This is a genomic window from Bosea sp. (in: a-proteobacteria), assembly GCF_023953965.1.
Taxonomy (GTDB): Bacteria; Pseudomonadota; Alphaproteobacteria; order Rhizobiales; family Beijerinckiaceae; genus Allobosea.
The window spans coordinates 1,046,678-1,064,427 of the sequence record NZ_JAMLIX010000001.1 but is presented as its reverse complement, the minus strand read 5'-3'; the positions used below and the strand labels follow the sequence as shown (position 1 = coordinate 1,064,427).

Below are 17,750 nucleotides of genomic sequence, written 5' to 3'. Positions count from 1 at the left end.
ACGCGTGCTGGAGACGCCCAGGCAGCCGGCGACAGCAGGTCTCGGGGACGACGCCATGAGTAGGTTTATCGGCAAGGTCGCCTTCGTGACGGGCGCGGGGCAGGGCATCGGTCGCGCCACGGCGCTGCGCCTCGCCTCCGAAGGCGCCGACGTGATGGCGGTGGATCTCAATCCGGCGGGGCTTGAAACCCTGGCCGGCCCGCGGATTTCGGTCAGTGCCTTCGATGCCGGCGATCCCGCGCGGCTGACGGGCGCGATCGGCGCTTTGCCGCGCCTGGATATCCTGGTGAACTGCGTCGGCTGGGTTCCCGTCGGGTCGATCCTGGACGGCGAGGCCGAGGACTGGCAGCGCGCCTTTCGCATCAATGTCGACACGGTCTTCACCGCGACGCGCGCGGCGCTGCCGGCCATGCTGGCGGCGGGCCGCGGCAGCATCGTCAACATCGCCTCCGTGGCGGGCCTGCGCTGTGTCGCGCAGCGTGCCGCCTATTCCGCGACGAAGGCCGCGGTGATCGGGCTGACCCGATCGGTATCGGCCGATTTCGCGCCCAGAGGCATCCGCTGCAACGCGATCTGCCCGGCCATGATCGAGAGCCCTTCGCTGGAAGAGCGCATCGCCGCGATGCCGGACCCGGGCGCGGCGCGGGCGCTGTTCATGTCGCGCCATCCCGTCGGCCGGCTGGGGACGGCGGACGAGGTCGCGGCCGCGGTCGCCTATCTCGCCGCCGACGAAAGCGGGTTCACCACTGGCACGACCCTTTCGCTCGACGGCGGCACCGGGTGACCGTGGCGCTCGTCTCCGCTACGGTCGAGGCCGTGTGGTTCGATTCTGACCAGCAGCCGCGTGTGACCGATAATGAGTGAATTCATGGCCGATCGCTATGATCATATGCCCTATGGCCGCTGCGGCCGCAGCGGCTTGAAGCTGCCGGCGCTGTCGCTCGGGCTCTGGCACAATTTCGGCGAGCAGGCCCCGTTCGAGCGGGCGAGGGCGATGTGCCGCACCGCCTTCGATCTCGGCATCACGCATTTCGATCTCGCCAATAACTACGGCCCGCCCGGCGGCAGCGCCGAGGTGACGTTCGGCGAGATCCTGGCCCAGGACTTCCGCGCCCACCGCGACGAGCTGCTGATCGCCACCAAGGCGGGCTATCGGATGTGGCCGGGTCCCTATGGCGAGTGGGGCAGCCGGAAATACCTGCTCTCCAGCCTCGACCAGAGCCTCAGGCGGATGAAGCTCGACTATGTCGACATCTTCTACTCGCATCGCTTCGACCCGGACACGCCGCTCGAGGAAACCATGGGCGCACTCGATGCGGCCGTGAGGCAGGGGAAGGCGCTCTATGTCGGCATCTCCTCCTATGATTCCCGACAGACCCGCGCGGCGGCCAGGATCCTGCGCGATCTCGGCACGCCCTGCCTGATCCACCAGCCCAGCTACTCGCTGCTCAATCGCTGGATCGAGGAGGACGGGCTGCTCGGCACCCTGGATGACGAGGGCATCGGCGCGATCGTGTTTTCGCCGCTGGCGCAGGGCATGCTGACCACGAAGTACCTCGACGGAGTTCCCGCGGACAGCCGGGGCGGGGTCGGCGATTCGCCGCGTCTCAACCGGGCCTTGGCCAGGCAGGACAATCTCCCGCGGATCCGGGCGCTCGATGCGATCGCGCGGCGGCGCGGTCAGTCGCTGGCGCAGATGGCGCTGGCCTGGGTGCTCCGCGACCGGCGCGTCACCTCGGCGCTGATCGGGGCAAGCCGTCCGGAGCAGATCATCGATTGCGCCGGAGCCCTGGCCAATCGCCGGTTCGACAGCGCCGAGCTCGCGGAAATCGACCTCCACGCCCGCGATGGCGGCTTCGACATGCGGCCCCCTTCCTCGCGCGGCCAGCCGGCGTGACGCAGCGTCGCGAGTCAGTCCAAGCCGAGGAAGCCCAGTATCGCGTTTGCCTGACCCTGGACCATCGTGGCGCCGCCGACATGCGGGCAGCCGCGCAGCGCCGCCTCTCTGAGCAAGGCCGTCTGCGGCTTTGTGACGATGTCGATGACCGCGGTGCGTGCCGTTAACCCCTCGATATCGATGGCGATCCCGTCGCTCGCATTCATGCCGAGCGGCGTTGCGTGGACCAGCAGGTCGATCTGCCCAACATCGATCGGCTGAGCGGTCGGGTTCAGCGGGCCATAGCGGGCCACGCGCGTGCAGAGCTGTTCCGCGCGCGCCTGATCCCGGTCATTGATCACGAGCGTGGCGGCGCCCGCGTCGGCCAGGGCGAAGGCTATGGCCGATCCGGCTCCGCCCGCCCCGATGAGGCCCACGCTCAAACCGCGCGGATCGACGCCGATCGTTTCAGCCGCGGCCACGAGACCGGCGCCATCGAAAATGTCGCCCTCCCAGCTTCCGTCGGCTTTCCGCCTGGCCGCGTTGATGGCACCGACGGCGCGCGCCCGTCCGCTCGCCTCATGCATGCGTGCCAGAAGCTTCTCCTTGAACGGCATCGTCACGATGATCCCGTCGAGATTGGCGATGGACAAAACGCCCCCGATCGCGTCGTCGAAGTTCTCCTGGAGAATATGGACCGGGACGACAATCGCGTCATGGCCTGCTTTGCTGATCAGTGGATTGATGTTTTGTGGTGATTTTGCATAAATCACCGGGTCTCCGATGAATCCAATAAGTCTCGTTGATCCTGTGATCGTGGTATGAGGTTGAGTTGTTGACATTATAAGCTCATCGTCGCGTGAGTATGTCTCTAGCTGTCTTTCGGAGGCGGGCCGGATGAACTCCGAATAACAATTTCGGCTTCAGCCTCCAGGGGCTCGGAGAAGGGCTTGTTCTCGAGCCTCGAAACCAGCAGCCGGGCAGCCGTCGCACCGATCCTGTCGCCCGGAACCCGGACGGTGGTGACGGGTACGGGCAGATGGCTCATGACCTCGATGTCGTCGTAGCCGACGATCGAGACGTCGTCCGGAAGCCGCAGCCCCATCGCCAAGGCTTCCAGGACCGCGCCGACGGTGAGGTGTGCATTGCCACAGATGATCGCTGTCGGCCGGGGATCGGTCTGCATCAGCTTGCGGAACAGGGCTCGGCCTTCGCCGATCGTCCATTTGCCGATCAGGACATGCTGCGGCCTGGCCGCGAGGCCGCGCAAGGCCAGGGCGTGGCGCATGCCTTCGAGGCGCGCGCCGGCCCGGTCGTTGTTGAGCGTCGACTGGGCAATGGCGGCAAACCGCACATGACCCAGATCAGCGAGATGATCGGTCATCATCTGCAGCGCTCGATGGTTGTCGGGGCCGACGCAGGTGCCTGGCTGGCTGCGATCGTAGACGAAGGTGTTCACATAGGGGATTTTGCGCTGATGGAGCAGGCGCTCGGTGTCCGGGTGGTGAGCCTGCCCGACGAGGATCAGCCCATCGACCCCTCGTTCGACGAACTTCCGGACCTGGCTGAGCTCCTGAGCCGGGTCGTATTCGGAACAGGCGAGAAGGAGCGTGTAGCCGAGCCGTGCGAGTTCCGACTGAATGGCGTGGGTCGCCCGGGCGAATTCGCCGATCGAAAGCGCCGGGAAGACCGCGCCGATCGTCTGGGAACGGCGCGTGCTCAAGGCGCGTGCCGCCCCGTCCGGAACCCAGCCCAGCTGCTGGACCGCCGCATCGATGCGCGCGCGCAGATCGGCCGAGACGATTTCGGGATTGTTCATGGCGCGCGAAACCGTCGCCGTCGAAACGCCGGCAACGCGGGCCACCTCCCTCAGTCCGACACTGCGGCGATCAGAGGCTGCAGCCCTGCCCTGCGATGTGTCAGTTTTCGGCCCTGATCTGCTTTGCCGCATGCTGCTTTCCGTCCGCTCCACGGATCGGTCGAAGGCTCATGCGAGCTGAGCCTTCGACAGGCCGTACTGGAGACGATAGATGCCATAATCCGCGTCAGGTTCGAAGCCGGCTCCGAGGCGTGCCGCGACGTCGGGCGGCAAGTGCTCGGCGACCGCTGCCTCGAGGGCCGCGCGATCGACGGCCTCGATGATGAGCAGCCAGTCCACGGTCGCGTCAGGCTGCTTTCTGAGGTCCTTCTCCGCGGTCTGTCCGTTGCTTCCCCCTCCCTGCCCTTCCAGCAGGTGGACGGCCACGACCGAGGGGGCGTCGTGCAAGGCGGAAAGGACGGGTTCGACACGGTGGAGAAATTCCGCGCGCGGCCCGCGCAGATCGAACTTCAACGTGCCGACATAGCCGCCGTCCCCGACGCCCCGGCTCGATACGACGTGACAGATGGTGCGTGAGGTATCCAGGAAATGCCTGACGACGCGCTTCGTCCATGCCGAGGGGGCATTGAGCCGCGCCACATAGTCCGGGGAAACCAGCGTTTGCGTGGAATCGACCTCGTAGAAGTTGAAGTACTTCGGTCGCCCGCGCTCGGCAATGTACCGGCGGCCCCGGTTGAATCCGGCGACCGCGACGCGCTCGGGGATGTGCTCTCGGATATGCCAGGCGAGAAAGTCGGCCTCGGCCGCCGCCTCGATACCGTTCCAGATCGCCAGCACGCCATCGCCTGCCAGTGCCATCGTCAGCCCTTCCTTCTAGACTCTATGGAGTTGCAGCCCCCCGCCGACATCGATGTGGATGCCGGTCGCGTAGGGGATCGCGCCGCTTGCGAGGGTGGCGACGGTCCGGCCGATATCGGCCGGCTCGCCCCAGCGCTCCATCGGAACCCCGCCGCCGGCGATCAGCGCGTCGTATTTTGCGGTGGCCGGCTCCGTCATCGGCGTCCGGATGATTCCCGGCCGAATCTCGAAGACGCAGATTCCGGCCGAGGCCAAGCGCGCCGCGAACAATTTCGACATCATGGCGACGGCTGCCTTGCTCATGCAATAGTCGCCACGGTTCTCGCCGATGATCTCGGCATTGGCGGAGCCGATGAAGATGATCGTTCCGTCTCGCCCGGGCGCCAGCGCCAGGCGCCGGCGCGCGAAAGCTTGCGTGAGGAAAAAGCCCGCCCTGAGATTGATGGCCAGGGTCCGGTCAAAGCTTTCAGGCGAAAGCGCGAGCAGATCGCCGCGGTGCATCGAGCTGACCCCCGCATTGTTCACCAGGCATTCGGGCTCGCCCAAATCCTGCGCGATCCGTTCGAGCAGGTCTTCGTGCTGGGCGATGTCCGTAAGATCGCAGCGATAATAGGCTCCGCCCGCAGGGGAACCGGGCGGGGCCTCGGGCGCCGCTTCCAGGCTGACGCGCGCGACGATGAAGCCCGCTTGCGTCAAGGCATCGGCTATCGCCGCGCCGATGCCGCGGCCGGCGCCGGTGACGATCGCGACGCGGGTCACGGGCCCGGCTCGCTGGCGGACGGGGCAAATCCAGGGTTCATCTCGACGCAATCCATTGCGTTGCAAACGGTTACAGCCGACGGCCTCGTTGTCAATCGGATTATAGCCGAACTCCCATCGGCGATCCGCGAAATACGCATGTCAGCCGTGCCATATTCCGCATCGGCGCCGCGGCCGTTGCGATCGCAGATTCGATTCGGGATCGCAACGCGCAGGAATCGAATGTAAACGGCTACATTCATCTTGTCATCGCCCTGGAGTCGGAATAGCGTTCAACAAACCCCGCGTTCGAGCTCGCTTGCATGGATTTCCGCTCCTTCCGAAGGCAGACGGCCGCTATGGCCATCGTCACGAGGCCGCCCGCGTCGACGGTCCCTGCTCTTTTGCAGGGGCGGGTGGACGCCATTCCGGGCTCCATCGACTTGGACGGTATCCCCGCCGGCAAGCCCGCCGTGAAGTGGAAGACAGCCAGGAGTTTCGAATGCTTCTCGGGGTGATTGCCGATGATTACACCGGCGCCTCCGACATCGCCAACACCCTGGCCAAGGGTTATGGCGGGGCCAGTCTCGCGACGACGCAATATCTGGGCGTGCCGAAGCGTGACGCGGCCCCTGAATGCGAAGCGGGAGTCGTCGCGCTCAAGACCCGCTCGATTCCGGCCGACGAGGCCATCGCCCAGTCGCTGGCGGCCTTGAGCTGGCTGAAACGGCAGGGATGCCGGCAGTTCGTTTTCAAGTATTGCTCGACGTTCGATTCGACTCCGGAAGGCAATATCGGCCCGGTCGGCGAGGCGCTTGCCGCGGCGTTGGGTGTGAAGGGCGTCGTGGCTTGTCCCGCATTTCCGGCGGCGGGCCGGACGCTCTATCAGGGCCATCTGTTCGTGGGAGACCGCCTCCTCAGCGAATCCAGCCTGGCGACGCACCCGCTGAATCCGATGACCGACGCGGATCTGCGCCGCTGGCTCGCAAGGCAATGCGCCGCGCCTGTCGGCCACATCCCCTGGCGCGACGTCTCGCAGGGAAGCGATCGCGTGCGTGAGGCGTTGGCGAGAGCCCGCGATCAGGGGCAGGTTCTGACGATCGTCGATGCGCTGTCCGAGGCGGATCTCGTCGCGATCGGCGGCGCTTGCGCCGGGGACCTCCTGGTTACCGGCGGCTCGGGCGTCGCCCTGGCGTTGCCGCTGAACTTTCGCCGGGCGGGCCTCCCGGTCGGGGGGAGCGCGACATTCAAGCCGCAGCCCGGCCCGGAAGCCGTCCTCGCCGGAAGCTGCTCCGCGGCGACGCTGGAACAGATCGCGCGGCATGCGAGGCGCCACCCGCTGCGCCATATCGGTGTCGATCAGATCCTGGAAGGTGACGTCGAGGCGCTGATCGGGGAGCTGGCCGCCTTCGTTCGCGAGCACGAAGGCCAGGCGCCGCTGATCGCCTCGTCCGATACGCCCGATCGCGTCAAGGCGGTTCAAGCCCGATTCGGCGCCGAGGCGGCTTCGCACGCGCTGGATCGATTCTTCGGGTTGCTGGCGGCTCGCCTCGTCGCCGAGGGGGTGACGCGCTGCGTCGTCGCCGGCGGCGAAACCTCGGGGGCGGTGGTGTCCGCCCTGGACATCGATGCCTTCGCGATCGGGCCCGAGATCGCGCCCGGAGTGCCGGCCGTCTCGACCGTCGCAGCGCCGCCGCTCGCGATGGCCCTGAAGTCGGGAAACTTCGGCGAGCCGGATTTTTTCGAGAATGCGCTGGCTGTTCTGAAGGGCTAGGCCGGCCAATGGGATTGGGGAGTGTGACGTGAAGGTTCTGGTTCTCGGCGCGGCCGGCATGATCGGCTGCAAGTTGACGGAGAGGCTCGTTCGGGATGGTGAGGTCGGGGGTAAGAAAATCGCGCATCTCGCGCTCGCCGACATCGTGCAGGCTCCGGCTCCGCCGGCTTCGTTCCCGATCGCGAGCGGCGTTTTCGATCTCTCCCGGCGGGGAACCGCCGAAGAACTGATCGCGGATCGCCCCGAGCTGATCTTTCATCTGGCGGCGATCGTCTCGGGCGAGGCCGAAGCCGATCTGGAGAAGGGCTATCGCATCAATTTCGACGGCACGCGCGACCTGTTCGAGGCGATCCGGCGGGTGGATGACTACGTTCCCAGGGTGGTCTTCACCTCGTCTCTGGCGGTCTATGGCGCTCCGTTCCCCGGCGTCATTCCCGATGATTTCCATCTCACGCCGCTGACGAGCTACGGCACGCAGAAGGCGATGGGCGAGCTCATCCTGTCGGACTATTCCCGCCGGGGTTTCCTCGATGGCGTCGGCATCCGCCTGCCGACGATCTGCGTGCGGCCGGGCAAGCCCAATCGGGCCGCTTCGGGCTTCTTCTCGGGCATCATCCGTGAGCCCCTCAATGGCCAGAAGGCCGTCCTGCCGGTGCCGCCGACGGTCCGGCACTGGTTTGCCTCGCCGCGTGCCGCGATCGGATTTCTCATCCAGGCCGCCGGCCTCGATGCTTCGCGCCTCGGCGCCAAACGGAACCTGACGATGCCCGGGCTGTCGGCGACGGTCGAAGAACAGATCGAAGCGCTGCGCGACGTCGCCGGCAACGAGGCGGTGGCGCTGATCGAAACCCAACCCGATCCGGCCATCGCGGCCATCGTCGGCGGCTGGCCGGAGGCGTTCGAAGCCGGGCGGGCCCGCGATCTCGGCTTCCGCGGCGATGCCAGCTTCGCCGAGATCATCGAGATCTACCGTCGGGACGACATGCCCGGCGCCCGCGCGTCTGAAGCGGCCGGCATGGCTTCTTGACGGCGGCTTTCATCGGGACGTATGAAATCGGTTACAATTATGCGGCTGCACCTGCCTGTCAGGCCCGCCGTCTTGAGGAACCAGGAGTGAAACGATGCAGGTGATCAGCGCTGCCGAGGCAGCTTCGCTCATCGAATCCGGGGATAGCGTGCTGGTCAGTGGCTCCGGGGGCGGGCACTGCGTGCCCGAGGCCATTCTCGAAGCGGTCGAGGCGCGTTTCCTCGAAGCCGGCACCCCGCGCGACCTGTGCCTGATCCATGCCGTCGGCATCGGCGATCGCAAGCTGAAGGGCGCGGCGCGCTTCCGTCATCCGGGCATGCTCAAGCGCAGCATCACGGGTGCCCTCGTCGATTCCCCGCCGCTGATCGAGCTCGTCCAGAAGGACCTGATCGAATCCTACACCCTGCCGCAGGGCGTCATCGCGCAGCTCGCGCGCGAGATGGCGGCCGGGCGGCCCGGCCTCGTCACCAAGACGGGCCTGCATACCTTCGTCGATCCCCGCCAGCTCGGCGCCCGCCAGAGCCCCAGCGCCCGCGAGGATCTCGTCGAGCTGCTCGAGGTCGACGGCGAGGAGTGGCTGCGCTTCAAGCCGTTCCCCATCGATGTCGTTCTGCTGCGCGGAACGACCGCCGACGAGGATGGCAACATCAGCATGGAGCAGGAGGCGATCCCCGGCGAGATGCTGTCCTCGGCCCAGGCCGGGCGGCGCCTGGGCGCCGCGGTCGTCGTCCAGGTCAAGCGCCTGGCCAAGCGCGGCACGCTTCCGCAGCGCAGCGTGAAGATCCCCGGCGTTCTCGTGGATTACGTGGTCGTCGACGAGAACCAGCGGCAGACCTACTGGAGCGACTACAACCCCAGCTATTCCGGCGAGATGCGGATTCCGCTCGAAGGCATGCGCAAGCTGCCCTTCACCGAGCGCAAGATCGTCGCGCGTCGCGCCGCGATGGAAATTCAGCCGGGCGCGATCTGCAATCTCGGCTCCGGCATCTCGACGGGCGTTTCGGCCGTCGCCGCGGAGGAAGGTTTCCTCGGTGAGATCGTGCTCTCCAACGAGCAGGGCTTCATCGGCGGCGCCCCGCTCACCGGCCCGGATTCAGGCGCCGCGCAGAATTACGACGCGATGGTCGATCAACCCTACCAGTTCGACTTCTACGACGGCGGCGGCCTCGACATCGCCTTTCTGTCCTTCGCCGAGGTCGATTCCGCAGGGCACGTCAATGTCAGCCGCTTCGGCAACACGATCGTCGGCATCGGCGGCTTCGTGAACATCAGCCAGAACGCGCGCAAGGTCGTGTTCAGCGGAACCTTCACGGCGGGCGGCCTGCAGATTGCGGTAACCGACGGCCAGCTGCGGATCCTGCAGGAGGGGCGCAGCCGCAAGTTCGTCAAGGCCGTCGAGCAGATCTGCTACAATGGCAGTTTCGCGCGCCAGCAGGGTCGCCAGGCCGTCTTCGTCACCGAGCGCGCGGTTTTCCGCGTCGGCGCGGCCGGCCTCGAGCTCTGCGAGATCGCGCCGGGTATCGACTTCGAGCGTGATATCGCCGCACATATGGATTTCCGGCCGATGGTCGCCGCCGATCTGAAGACGATGGACGCGCGGCTGTTCCTGTCGGAACCGATGGGGCTGAAGCACGACATCAATGCGCGCGGCTCGCAGGCCCGCCGGCCGCGCCGTCAGCTCGCCAGATCCGGGCTCAAGCGGATCGCCGAGCCCGCCTGAGCCGGCTTGTCAGGCCGAGGCCGCCGCCTGCGCGGCCTCGACGCCGAGAATAAGCGCGGCGAACGCCTCGAGCGTCGGCGTCGCAATGCCCGTCGCACGTCCGCGCGCGACGATGCTCATGTAGATCGCTTCGACCTCGGTCGGTCGCGCCGCCTCGATGTCGCGCCGCATGCTCGTCTTGTTGCGCGCGGCTCCGCTGGTGACGATCGTGTCGAAGACCGCGTAACGCGTGGCGGGGGGCAGCGCGACGCCGCAAGCTTCGGCCACGGCCGCGGCTTCGTCGATGGCGCGCCGGGCGACCGCCGCCAGCGCCGGCAGGCCCGCGACCTCGCCGATGGTCAGCCCGGTCAGGCCGCTCGTCGCGGACATCGCGACATTGAGCATCAGCTTTCGCCACTTCTCGGTCATGATCTCCGCCGTCGCCGTGGTCGGGATGCCATGAGCCGACATCAGGGACGCGAACGCCGTGGCGCGGGCCGAGAGGCCGCCGGTGAGCTCGCCGACGATCGTCGGCAGGCTGGCGTAGTTGCGCACGACGCCGGGCGCCTCGCGGGTCGCGCCCAATGAGGTCAGGCCGCCGAGCACGACGTCCGGGCCCAGCGCCGCGGCGATGATCTCTTCATTGCCGAGGCCGTTCTGAAAGCTCACCGCGACCGAGCCACGATGCATCAGCGGCGCGATCGCCTGCGCGACCTCATGCGTCGCATCGGCCTTGCACTGGAAGAGCACGAAGTCGGCCGGGGCGATCTCCGCCACGCTCGCCGCCGCATGGACGGCGACCCTGCGCTCGCCGCCGACGCCGACGAGCAGCAAGCCGCGCTCCCTGATCGCCGCGATGTGATCGGACCGGCGCGCATACAGCGAAACCGCCAGTCCTGCTTCCGCCAACAGGCCGCCGAACAGGCTGCCCATGGCGCCCGCTCCTGCGATGACGACGTGCGGGTTCTTCAACTCTGCCTCCCGGATTGGCGCGACTCGGGTGTCCGCGATTTGCCAATGTAAACGGCTACATTTTGCTTGTCATCGGCTTCGAGCTGGAATAGCGTTCAACCTACGACGTGGCGGGCTCGCGAGGCGCGCCATCGGGCCAAGAAAGAGTGCCGCCCCTCGGGGGTATGCACCTCCAGCACTCGGGGAGAGCCAAGGGATGGCTTCGCAGCTGACGTCGCAGGCGGCGCCCAACTTCGCCGTGTCCGGTTCCCAGGAGGATACGTGGGAAGCGCCGCTGCGCCGCTCGCCGACCGTGCGGCGCCTGAAGCGCGTCGGCTGGAACCTGATCCCCCCGCTGACCTTCGTCGCGATCGTGGCGCTCTGGTCGATTTCGATCATCGCCTTCAAGATTCCGGGCTACCTCCTGCCGGGGCCCGGCGCGGTGTTCGAGCGGCTCGTCAGTGACGCGCCGATGCTCTGGCTCAACGCCAAGGTCACCTTGAGCGAAATCATCCTGGGCTTTGGATTGACCGTGGTGACGGCGATACCGCTTGGATTGCTGATCGCCCTGTCGCCGCTGGCGCGGCAGACGCTCTATCCGCCGATCATGCTGCTGCAGCTCGTCCCGAAAATCGCCGTCGCGCCGCTTTTCCTCGTCTGGCTCGGGTTCGGCATGGAGTCGAAGGTCCTGCTGACCGTGCTGATGACGTTCTTTCCGCTCCTGCTGGCGAGCATCAGCGGCTTCCAGATCCTCGATACGCGCCTGTTGTACCTGACCCAGTCGATGGGCGCCGGCACCTGGCAGACATTCTGGTATCTGCGCTTTCCCGCCGCGCTGCCGGTGATCTTCTCCGGGATCAAGTCTTCGGCGACCATCGCCGCGACCGCCGCCATCGTGGCTGAATTCGTCGGCGCCAATCAGGGCCTGGGCTATGTTCTCCTCAGGGGCACGAGCACGCTCGATATCGAGCTGACCTTTGCGGTGCTGGTGGTTCTGACGATCATCGGCATCCTCATCAACTATGTCGTCGAGTTCAGCGAGTGGCTGATGACGCCCTGGCAGCGTGCCGGCGGCCGGTAACAACTCGGACTATGAACACTTCAGGGAGAGGTCTCATGAAAGCTTGGATTAAGCAGTCTCTGGCTATCACCGCACTTGCCGCGGGCCTGGGCTTTGCGGTTGGCGCAACGGCGCAGACGCCCGTCACTTTCCAGCTGAACTGGACCGCGGGCGGCCCGAACGCCGGCTTCGCGGCGGCGGTCGGCGAGGGCTACTACAAGGCGGCGGGGCTCGATGTCACGATCGTCCAGGGCAACGGCTCCGGCAATACGGCCCAGCTCGTCGCCAGCGGCCGGTCGGAGCTCGCTTATGCGGACGCGGTCGCGGTCGCCCAGCTGATCGCCAAGGGCGCCCCGATGAAGATGGTCTCGACGATCTATCAGTCGAACCCGAACGCGGTGAATGCCCTCAAGAAGACCGGCATCAAGTCGATCGCGGATCTGAAGGGCAAGAAGATCGGTGTTCCCGCCGGCGGCTCCCAGGGTCCGATGCTGCCCTTGCTGCTGGAGGCCAACGGGCTGAAGGAATCCGACATGACCCTTCTGAACATGCCCGTGGCGGCCATGGTTCCCTCGCTGCTGCAGGGGCAGGTCGATGCCATCCTCGGATCGACGGACTCCTACCAGATCCAGCTGGAGCAGCAGGGCGCCGAGCTCACGAACTTCCCCTTCGCCGATCACGGCGTGCCGACGGTCGCGACCTCGATCTTCGCGTCCAACGAATACGCCAAGAAGAACCCGGACGTCATCAAGAAGTTCATCGCGGCGAGCCTGAAGGGATGGTCGTTCGCGCTCGACAACCCCGCCAAGGCGATCGAGCATACCAAAGCCCTGTTCCCGGATATGAACGTCAAGCTGGCGACCGCCGAGCTCGCGGCCATCACGCCGCTGTTCTGCAGCGGCGGTGCGAAGTTCATCGGGAAGGCCGAGGACGCGCACTGGGCGCGCACCCAGAAGCTTCTTTCCGAGGTGAAGCTCTTGCCGGCGGGACAGGACCCGAAGAGCTACTACACCAACGAGTTTCTTCCGGCGGATGGCGAAATGCGCGCCTGCAAGTAAGCGTCGCAAGTCGCGTTGATCGAAACATGCCGAATGCGAGGGCGGGCGCCGCGATGAAAGACAAGCCGCGACTGGGCTACCGTTTTGAGGATCTGTTCGTTGGGATGCGCTTTCGCAGCCCGGGGCGCACGATCACCGATGCGGACCTTGTTGGGTTCGCCGGGCTGACCGGCGACTTCTCCGAGCTCCACACCAGCGATGTCTATGCGCAGAGCAGCCAGTTCGGCCGCAAAGTCGCGCACGGCATGCTCGGCCTCGCTTATGCCCATGGGCTGATGTGGGCGCGGACGGGTGAATTGCGGGAAACCGCCATCGCCTTCCTCGGCATCGATGGCTGGAAGTTCGTCGGTCCCGTCTTCGTCGGCGACACGATCTTCGTCGATTATGAGCTCGCCGAGCTGCGCGACAGCCGCTCCCGGCCGACGCAGGCGATCGCGACCTTCGAGGTCAAGGTCGTCAAGCAGGATGGCTCGGTCGTCCAGCAGGGCCGCAAGGCCCTGCTCGTCTCCAAGGTTCCTTTGGAAGCCGTGGCGGCCTCGACCGCCACTGTCTGATGGATCAGCACATGAACAGCACCGATCAGAAGTCCGGCGTCCCGATCGTCATTCGCAACGTTTCGAAGGTCTTCGGAGAGGACAGCGACAAGCCCTTCCGGGCGCTCAAGCGTGTCGACGTCGAAATCCCCGCCGGCCAGTTCATCTCGGTCGTGGGCGCTTCAGGCTGTGGCAAGAGCACGCTGATGCTGATGGTGGCGGGCCTGCTGAAGCGCACGACCGGCGAGATCACGGTCGATGGGCGCTCGGTCACCAAGCCGATCACCGATGTCGGCATCGCCTTCCAGGATCATCTTCTGCTCGAGTTCCGCACCGCCTTCGAGAACGTGATGTTGCATGCCGACATCCGCGGGCTCGATCGCGAGATGCTGGCGAGCCGCGCGAAGGATCTCTTCACGCAGCTGCGGCTGACGCATGCCATGGACAAGTATCCGCGCCAGCTTTCCGGCGGCATGCGCCAGCGTGTCTCGCTGATCAGGACGCTGGTGCACGAGCCCCCGGTCATCCTGATGGACGAGCCGTTCGGCGCGCTGGACGCTCTCACCAGGCTCCAGGTGCGGACCGATCTCGAAAACCTCTGGCTTCGCAAGCGCCCCACGGTGATCTTCATCACCCACAGCGTCGAGGAGGCGGTCGGCCTTTCGGATCGCATCCTGGTGATGAGCCCCAGCCCCGGCGAGGTGATCGACGATATCACGGTCGAGTTGCCGCGCCCGCGCCCGATCGTCCTGGGCGATGCGCCCGAATTCGCCGCTTATGTCGATCGAATCCATCGCCAGTTCGAGCGCATGGGCGTGCTGCATGGGATTTCGCTTCAACCCCCGGCGGCAGCCTGAGCCGATGAACGCGACCGTAGCGGATGGTGGTCGGCCGAGCGGCTCGGCCAGGGTCGTGGAAGACGGCTTCGTCGCGGAGCTCGTCTTGGAGAATGGGCCGCTCAACCTGGTGACGCGGCCGCTTTTGCGCGCGTTCAATCGCATCCTCGCCGATCTCGCCAGGCGTCAGGATGTGCGCTGCGTGATCGTCCATGGCGGCGCGGCGAAGGCTTTCTGTGCCGGCAGCGACATCAAGGAGTTCGGCCCGGTCCGCCACGACGCGAGCGAGCAGAAAATCCTGTTCGAGGACATGGTCCTGCGCAATCTCGCGCGTCTGCCGATGCCGACGATCGCGGCGATCGATGGCCCGGCGCTGGGCGGCGGGCTCGAGATCGCCTTGTCCTGCGACATCCGGATCCTCAGGGACGGCGTCAGGATCGGCCTGCCGGAATGCCAGCTCGGTGGGCTGGCCGGCAGCGGCTCGGTCAGGTTGTCGCGCCTGATCGGCCCCTCCCGCGCCAAGCAGATGCTGTTCACGGGCGAACCGATCTCCAGTGATCAGGCCCTCGCCTGGGGCGTCGTCAACGAGATCGCGCGGGACGGCAGCGCGCTCGCGGCGGCCCGCCTGATGGCGGCGACGATCTGCAAGCGAGGCCCGATCTCGAACCGGCTGGCCAAGGAATTGGCCGATATGGCCGGGGATCTTCCCCTCGACGCCGGTCTGTTGCATTCGACCGTTTCGCAGCAGCGCATCTTTGATTCGGATGACCTTCAGGAAGGCGCGGCCGCTTTCTTCGGCAAGCGGGCTCCCACCTTCGTTGGCCGCTAACTCTTTGAGCCTTTAGAACAATGGCCCAGATTCCCGCAGAACGTTGCTTGTCGATCATCGAGCTCCTCGTGAAGGAGGAAGGCGAGATGCAGCTTGGCGAGCTGGCGACCAAGCTCAATCTTCCCAAGAGTGGCGTGCACCGGCTGCTGGGTGCGCTGATCGCCCAGGGCTGGGTCGAGCAAGATGCGCAGACGAGCGCATACCGGCTCACGATGCGGCTCACGATCCTTGGCCAGAGCCTGTATAATTCGACCGGCATTCCCGATATATGCCAGCCTCTGCTGGATTCATTGGCCCGGGAGACCCAGGAATTCGTGCGGCTTGCCGTGATCGATGCGCATGCGCTCGTCTGGGTCGCCGATGCGCAGGGTGCGCGCGGCGGCCTGATGTACCAACCGCGTCTCACCACCAACACCGTGCCGCTGCATGCGACGGCGAGCGGCAAGTCCTGGCTGGCGAAACTGCCGCGTACCCAGGTTCACGAGCTCATCGCGCAGAACGGGGGTTTCGGCGAGCCGGGACAATTCGGACCGAACGCGGTCCATTCATTCGATGCGTTGTTCGAAGAGCTCGAGCGAACGCGCGAAAGGGGCTTCGGAACCGCTTTCAGCGAGGCCGAGCCCGGCGTCACGGCGGTTGCCGCGGCCTTCAGGTCAGGTACGAGCGGCCCCCCGGTCGGCACGATCAGCGTGGCCGGGCCGACCATTCGCATGGGTGAGATGCGCGTCGCCGAGCTTTCACGCCTCGTGATCCGATGCGCACAGGACCTCTCGGCTATCTGGCCCATCCGGCGTCGGCAGCGCTTCGTCCGTCAGCCGACCTCCTCTGCCGCCTAGGATTCCCGAGACTTGGAGCATTTTCGAGCGAAGCGGACACCGGTTCGCGTGAAGAAAATGCGATGAAACAAAGACTTGGAGCAATTCCCGATTCGGGGAATTGCGGAATTGCTCTAGCGGCAGGCGCCGCGGAATTCGCTTGAACCAATGGAGACCGAGCCATGAAACTTGTCCGATTTGGACCCTTGGGCCAGGAACGGCCTGGTGCGATCGATGCGGACGGGCAGCTGAGGGACCTGTCGCAGATCGTTGCGGATATCGACGCGACGGCCGTGAGCCCCGAGGGGCTGGCCAAGCTCCGCAGCGTCGATCTGAAGTCCCTTCCTGTCGTCCACGGCAAGGTGCGGTTCGGCGTTCCGGTCGGAAATGTCCCCAACCTGGTTTGCATCGGCTTGAATTATACCGATCATGCCGAGGAAACGAACGCGCCGATCCCCAAGCAGCCGATCATCTTCAACAAGCATACCGGTGCTCTCTGCGGTCCCAACGATCAGGTGATCTTGCCGCCCGGGTCAAGAAAACTGGATTGGGAGGTCGAGCTTGCCTTTGTCATCGGCAAGACATGCTGGCACGTTTCCGAAGAAGAGGCCCTGGATTACGTTGCTGGTTATACGATACTGAACGATATTTCCGAGCGCGAATATCAAATCGAGTGGGAAGGCCAGTGGACAAAGGGGAAAAGCTACCCGACCTTTGCCCCTTGCGGGCCGTGGCTCGTGACGAGCGACGAGGTCGCGGACCCGCAGAAGCTCGACCTGTGGCTCGATCTGAATGGTGAGCGGGTGCAGACGGGCACCACGATCCGCATGATCTTCAGCATCAGGACGCTGGTCGCCTATTTGAGCCGCTTCATGCGCCTCGTTCCCGGCGACATCGTCACGACCGGGACGCCGCCCGGCGTGGGGCTGGGCATGAAACCCAATCGCTTCATGAAGGACGGCGATGTGATGAAGCTGGGCATCACCGGCCTGGGCGAGCAGGAGCAGCTCCTGAAAGCCCGGTAAGCCGGTCCTGGACGCGCGTTCTGGAGGATCGAAACAAGCGACGCGCGCCGCTCGGAACGATCAGGCTTTTCTTGCCGATGCGGTTTCCTGCGGCGCGCTATGCCAATGGCCGGCGGCGGACATATTTCAGCCCGGAAACGAGGTGCTCCCTGACGTGATAGATGTAGCCGATCGCGTCACGTTGCTCGAGTGCATGGATGATGTTCCGATGCTCCGCGGCAATATCCCGACGGTCCTCGCGTTTCTTTTTTCCCGATTCAAGCAATCGGACGATGATCGGTTTAAGGACGCTGTATATATCCGCGGCTGTTCTGATTCCGGATTGCGATACGATCTGAAAATGGAATTCGAAATCGAGCAGGGCGGCGTCATTGATATCAGTGGCTTTTGCCATTCTGTCGTTGATGTCATTAAGCAATTCAATATCTTCAATTGTCGTGCGATCAATGATCTGGTCGACGATGCCCTGTTCGACGAGCCGCCGGAAGCCCTGAATATCCCTGAAGACCTCCTCTGAAATCTCCAGCCCGAAGGCAAAGAGCTTCATCAGGATCATCTGCCGGTTGTCCGCGAGCACGGCTCCCAGACGCGGGCGGGCATCGATGATGCCGTACGCCTTCAGCGTGCGCATCGCCTCGCGAACCGTGTTGCGGCTGGTCCCGAGCTGCCTGGCAATATCGTTCTCGGTGGGCAGCCCGTCGCCCACGCGCAGACCTTCCTCCCTTATGATGCGCTCGATTTCGACCAGAACGCGATCAACCGCCGATTCACTCATGATAGAGCCGTGACCCTCCAAGGGGAGTTGCTTCTAGCCGATCTCCGGAACGATATTCAACGTGACCCCGAAGGCTT

General features: G+C 65.5%; 18 protein-coding genes. 12 read left to right on the top strand and 6 right to left on the bottom strand.

Translation table 11 applies throughout. The annotated features are described in order from the left end of the window. Nucleotides 1-55: 55 nt before the first annotated feature. Nucleotides 56-784: an SDR family oxidoreductase gene (locus tag M9917_RS05020; RefSeq protein WP_297251437.1), complete on the top strand. Its 729-nt coding sequence runs from the start codon at nucleotides 56-58 to the stop codon at nucleotides 782-784. A gap of 84 nt (nucleotides 785-868) precedes the next feature. Further along, nucleotides 869-1,897 carry an L-glyceraldehyde 3-phosphate reductase gene (mgrA, locus tag M9917_RS05015; protein ID WP_465246324.1) on the top strand — a complete coding sequence of 343 codons (1,029 nt, stop codon included), beginning with the start codon at nucleotides 869-871 and terminating at the stop codon, nucleotides 1,895-1,897. A 14-nt stretch (nucleotides 1,898-1,911) separates the two neighbouring features. On the opposite strand, the gene M9917_RS05010 is transcribed toward mgrA, so the two are convergent. From M9917_RS05010 to M9917_RS04995, 4 genes are all read right to left on the bottom strand, one after another. Then, nucleotides 1,912-2,649, bottom strand: coding sequence for a shikimate dehydrogenase family protein (locus M9917_RS05010; protein WP_297251433.1), 738 nt, complete (start codon nucleotides 2,647-2,649; stop codon nucleotides 1,912-1,914). A gap of 98 nt (nucleotides 2,650-2,747) precedes the next feature. Next, nucleotides 2,748-3,827, bottom strand: coding sequence for a LacI family DNA-binding transcriptional regulator (locus M9917_RS05005; protein WP_297251431.1), 1,080 nt, complete (start codon nucleotides 3,825-3,827; stop codon nucleotides 2,748-2,750). 36 nt (nucleotides 3,828-3,863) lie between these two features. Continuing rightward, complete coding sequence (locus M9917_RS05000) at nucleotides 3,864-4,553, bottom strand: DUF4286 family protein (RefSeq protein ID WP_297251429.1); 690 nt, start codon at nucleotides 4,551-4,553, stop codon at nucleotides 3,864-3,866. A 15-nt stretch (nucleotides 4,554-4,568) separates the two neighbouring features. Further along, complete coding sequence (locus M9917_RS04995) at nucleotides 4,569-5,312, bottom strand: 3-ketoacyl-ACP reductase (protein WP_297251427.1); 744 nt, start codon at nucleotides 5,310-5,312, stop codon at nucleotides 4,569-4,571. Nucleotides 5,313-5,793: 481 nt separating this feature from the next. On the opposite strand from M9917_RS04995, the gene otnK reads away from it, so the two are divergent. The 3 genes from otnK to M9917_RS04980 all read left to right on the top strand — a co-directional run bounded on the left by otnK (nucleotide 5,794) and on the right by M9917_RS04980 (nucleotide 9,812). Beyond that, nucleotides 5,794-7,065 carry a 3-oxo-tetronate kinase gene (gene otnK / locus M9917_RS04990; protein WP_297251425.1) on the top strand — a complete coding sequence of 424 codons (1,272 nt, stop codon included), beginning with the start codon at nucleotides 5,794-5,796 and terminating at the stop codon, nucleotides 7,063-7,065. Nucleotides 7,066-7,093: 28 nt separating this feature from the next. Further along, nucleotides 7,094-8,092: a D-erythronate dehydrogenase gene (gene denD / locus M9917_RS04985; protein ID WP_297251423.1), complete on the top strand. Its 999-nt coding sequence runs from the start codon at nucleotides 7,094-7,096 to the stop codon at nucleotides 8,090-8,092. A gap of 94 nt (nucleotides 8,093-8,186) precedes the next feature. Then, nucleotides 8,187-9,812, top strand: a complete 1,626-nt coding sequence (locus tag M9917_RS04980) for an acyl CoA:acetate/3-ketoacid CoA transferase (RefSeq protein WP_297251421.1) — start codon at nucleotides 8,187-8,189, stop codon at nucleotides 9,810-9,812. A gap of 9 nt (nucleotides 9,813-9,821) precedes the next feature. Here the strand turns inward: M9917_RS04980 and M9917_RS04975 are convergent, their stop codons facing one another. After that, entirely contained in the window at nucleotides 9,822-10,763 is a 942-nt protein-coding gene (locus tag M9917_RS04975) for a ketopantoate reductase family protein (protein WP_297251420.1), read from the bottom strand. 196 nt (nucleotides 10,764-10,959) lie between these two features. On the opposite strand from M9917_RS04975, the gene M9917_RS04970 reads away from it, so the two are divergent. The 7 genes from M9917_RS04970 (at nucleotide 10,960) to M9917_RS04940 (ending at nucleotide 16,898) form a co-directional block, all read left to right on the top strand. After that, on the top strand, nucleotides 10,960-11,823 hold the full coding sequence (locus M9917_RS04970) for an ABC transporter permease (protein ID WP_297251418.1): 864 nt from the start codon (nucleotides 10,960-10,962) through the stop codon (nucleotides 11,821-11,823). Further along, nucleotides 11,784-12,860: an ABC transporter substrate-binding protein gene (locus M9917_RS04965; protein WP_297251416.1), complete on the top strand. Its 1,077-nt coding sequence runs from the start codon at nucleotides 11,784-11,786 to the stop codon at nucleotides 12,858-12,860. The genes M9917_RS04970 and M9917_RS04965 overlap by 40 nt, the downstream gene beginning before the upstream one ends. Before the next feature lie 104 nt (nucleotides 12,861-12,964). After that, nucleotides 12,965-13,414 carry a MaoC/PaaZ C-terminal domain-containing protein gene (locus tag M9917_RS04960; protein WP_297251414.1) on the top strand — a complete coding sequence of 150 codons (450 nt, stop codon included), beginning with the start codon at nucleotides 12,965-12,967 and terminating at the stop codon, nucleotides 13,412-13,414. An 11-nt stretch (nucleotides 13,415-13,425) separates the two neighbouring features. After that, complete coding sequence (locus M9917_RS04955) at nucleotides 13,426-14,250, top strand: ABC transporter ATP-binding protein (RefSeq protein WP_297251412.1); 825 nt, start codon at nucleotides 13,426-13,428, stop codon at nucleotides 14,248-14,250. Between the two features lie 4 nt (nucleotides 14,251-14,254). Next, on the top strand, nucleotides 14,255-15,058 hold the full coding sequence (locus tag M9917_RS04950; protein WP_297251410.1) for an enoyl-CoA hydratase/isomerase family protein: 804 nt from the start codon (nucleotides 14,255-14,257) through the stop codon (nucleotides 15,056-15,058). A gap of 47 nt (nucleotides 15,059-15,105) precedes the next feature. Then, nucleotides 15,106-15,894: an IclR family transcriptional regulator gene (locus M9917_RS04945; RefSeq protein ID WP_297251408.1), complete on the top strand. Its 789-nt coding sequence runs from the start codon at nucleotides 15,106-15,108 to the stop codon at nucleotides 15,892-15,894. A gap of 161 nt (nucleotides 15,895-16,055) precedes the next feature. Continuing rightward, on the top strand, nucleotides 16,056-16,898 hold the full coding sequence (locus M9917_RS04940) for a fumarylacetoacetate hydrolase family protein (RefSeq protein WP_297251407.1): 843 nt from the start codon (nucleotides 16,056-16,058) through the stop codon (nucleotides 16,896-16,898). Nucleotides 16,899-16,995: 97 nt separating this feature from the next. Here the strand turns inward: M9917_RS04940 and M9917_RS04935 are convergent, their stop codons facing one another. Next, nucleotides 16,996-17,673, bottom strand: coding sequence for a FadR/GntR family transcriptional regulator (locus tag M9917_RS04935; RefSeq protein ID WP_297251405.1), 678 nt, complete (start codon nucleotides 17,671-17,673; stop codon nucleotides 16,996-16,998). Nucleotides 17,674-17,750 lie beyond the last annotated feature (77 nt).

Bases quoted from the DNA above. Each gene is read 5' to 3' on its own strand.
- M9917_RS05020 (WP_297251437.1), top strand. From the start codon at position 56: ATGAGTAGGTTTATCGGCAAGGTCGCCTTCGTGACGGGCGCGGGGCAG.
- mgrA (WP_465246324.1), top strand. From the start codon at position 869: ATGGCCGATCGCTATGATCATATGCCCTATGGCCGCTGCGGCCGCAGC.
- M9917_RS05005 (WP_297251431.1), bottom strand. From the start codon at position 3,827: ATGCGGCAAAGCAGATCAGGGCCGAAAACTGACACATCGCAGGGCAGG.
- M9917_RS05000 (WP_297251429.1), bottom strand. From the start codon at position 4,553: ATGGCACTGGCAGGCGATGGCGTGCTGGCGATCTGGAACGGTATCGAG.
- otnK (WP_297251425.1), top strand. From the start codon at position 5,794: ATGCTTCTCGGGGTGATTGCCGATGATTACACCGGCGCCTCCGACATC.
- M9917_RS04980 (WP_297251421.1), top strand. From the start codon at position 8,187: ATGCAGGTGATCAGCGCTGCCGAGGCAGCTTCGCTCATCGAATCCGGG.
- M9917_RS04970 (WP_297251418.1), top strand. From the start codon at position 10,960: ATGGCTTCGCAGCTGACGTCGCAGGCGGCGCCCAACTTCGCCGTGTCC.
- M9917_RS04960 (WP_297251414.1), top strand. From the start codon at position 12,965: ATGCGCTTTCGCAGCCCGGGGCGCACGATCACCGATGCGGACCTTGTT.
- M9917_RS04955 (WP_297251412.1), top strand. From the start codon at position 13,426: ATGAACAGCACCGATCAGAAGTCCGGCGTCCCGATCGTCATTCGCAAC.
- M9917_RS04950 (WP_297251410.1), top strand. From the start codon at position 14,255: ATGAACGCGACCGTAGCGGATGGTGGTCGGCCGAGCGGCTCGGCCAGG.
- M9917_RS04940 (WP_297251407.1), top strand. From the start codon at position 16,056: ATGAAACTTGTCCGATTTGGACCCTTGGGCCAGGAACGGCCTGGTGCG.
- M9917_RS04935 (WP_297251405.1), bottom strand. From the start codon at position 17,673: ATGAGTGAATCGGCGGTTGATCGCGTTCTGGTCGAAATCGAGCGCATC.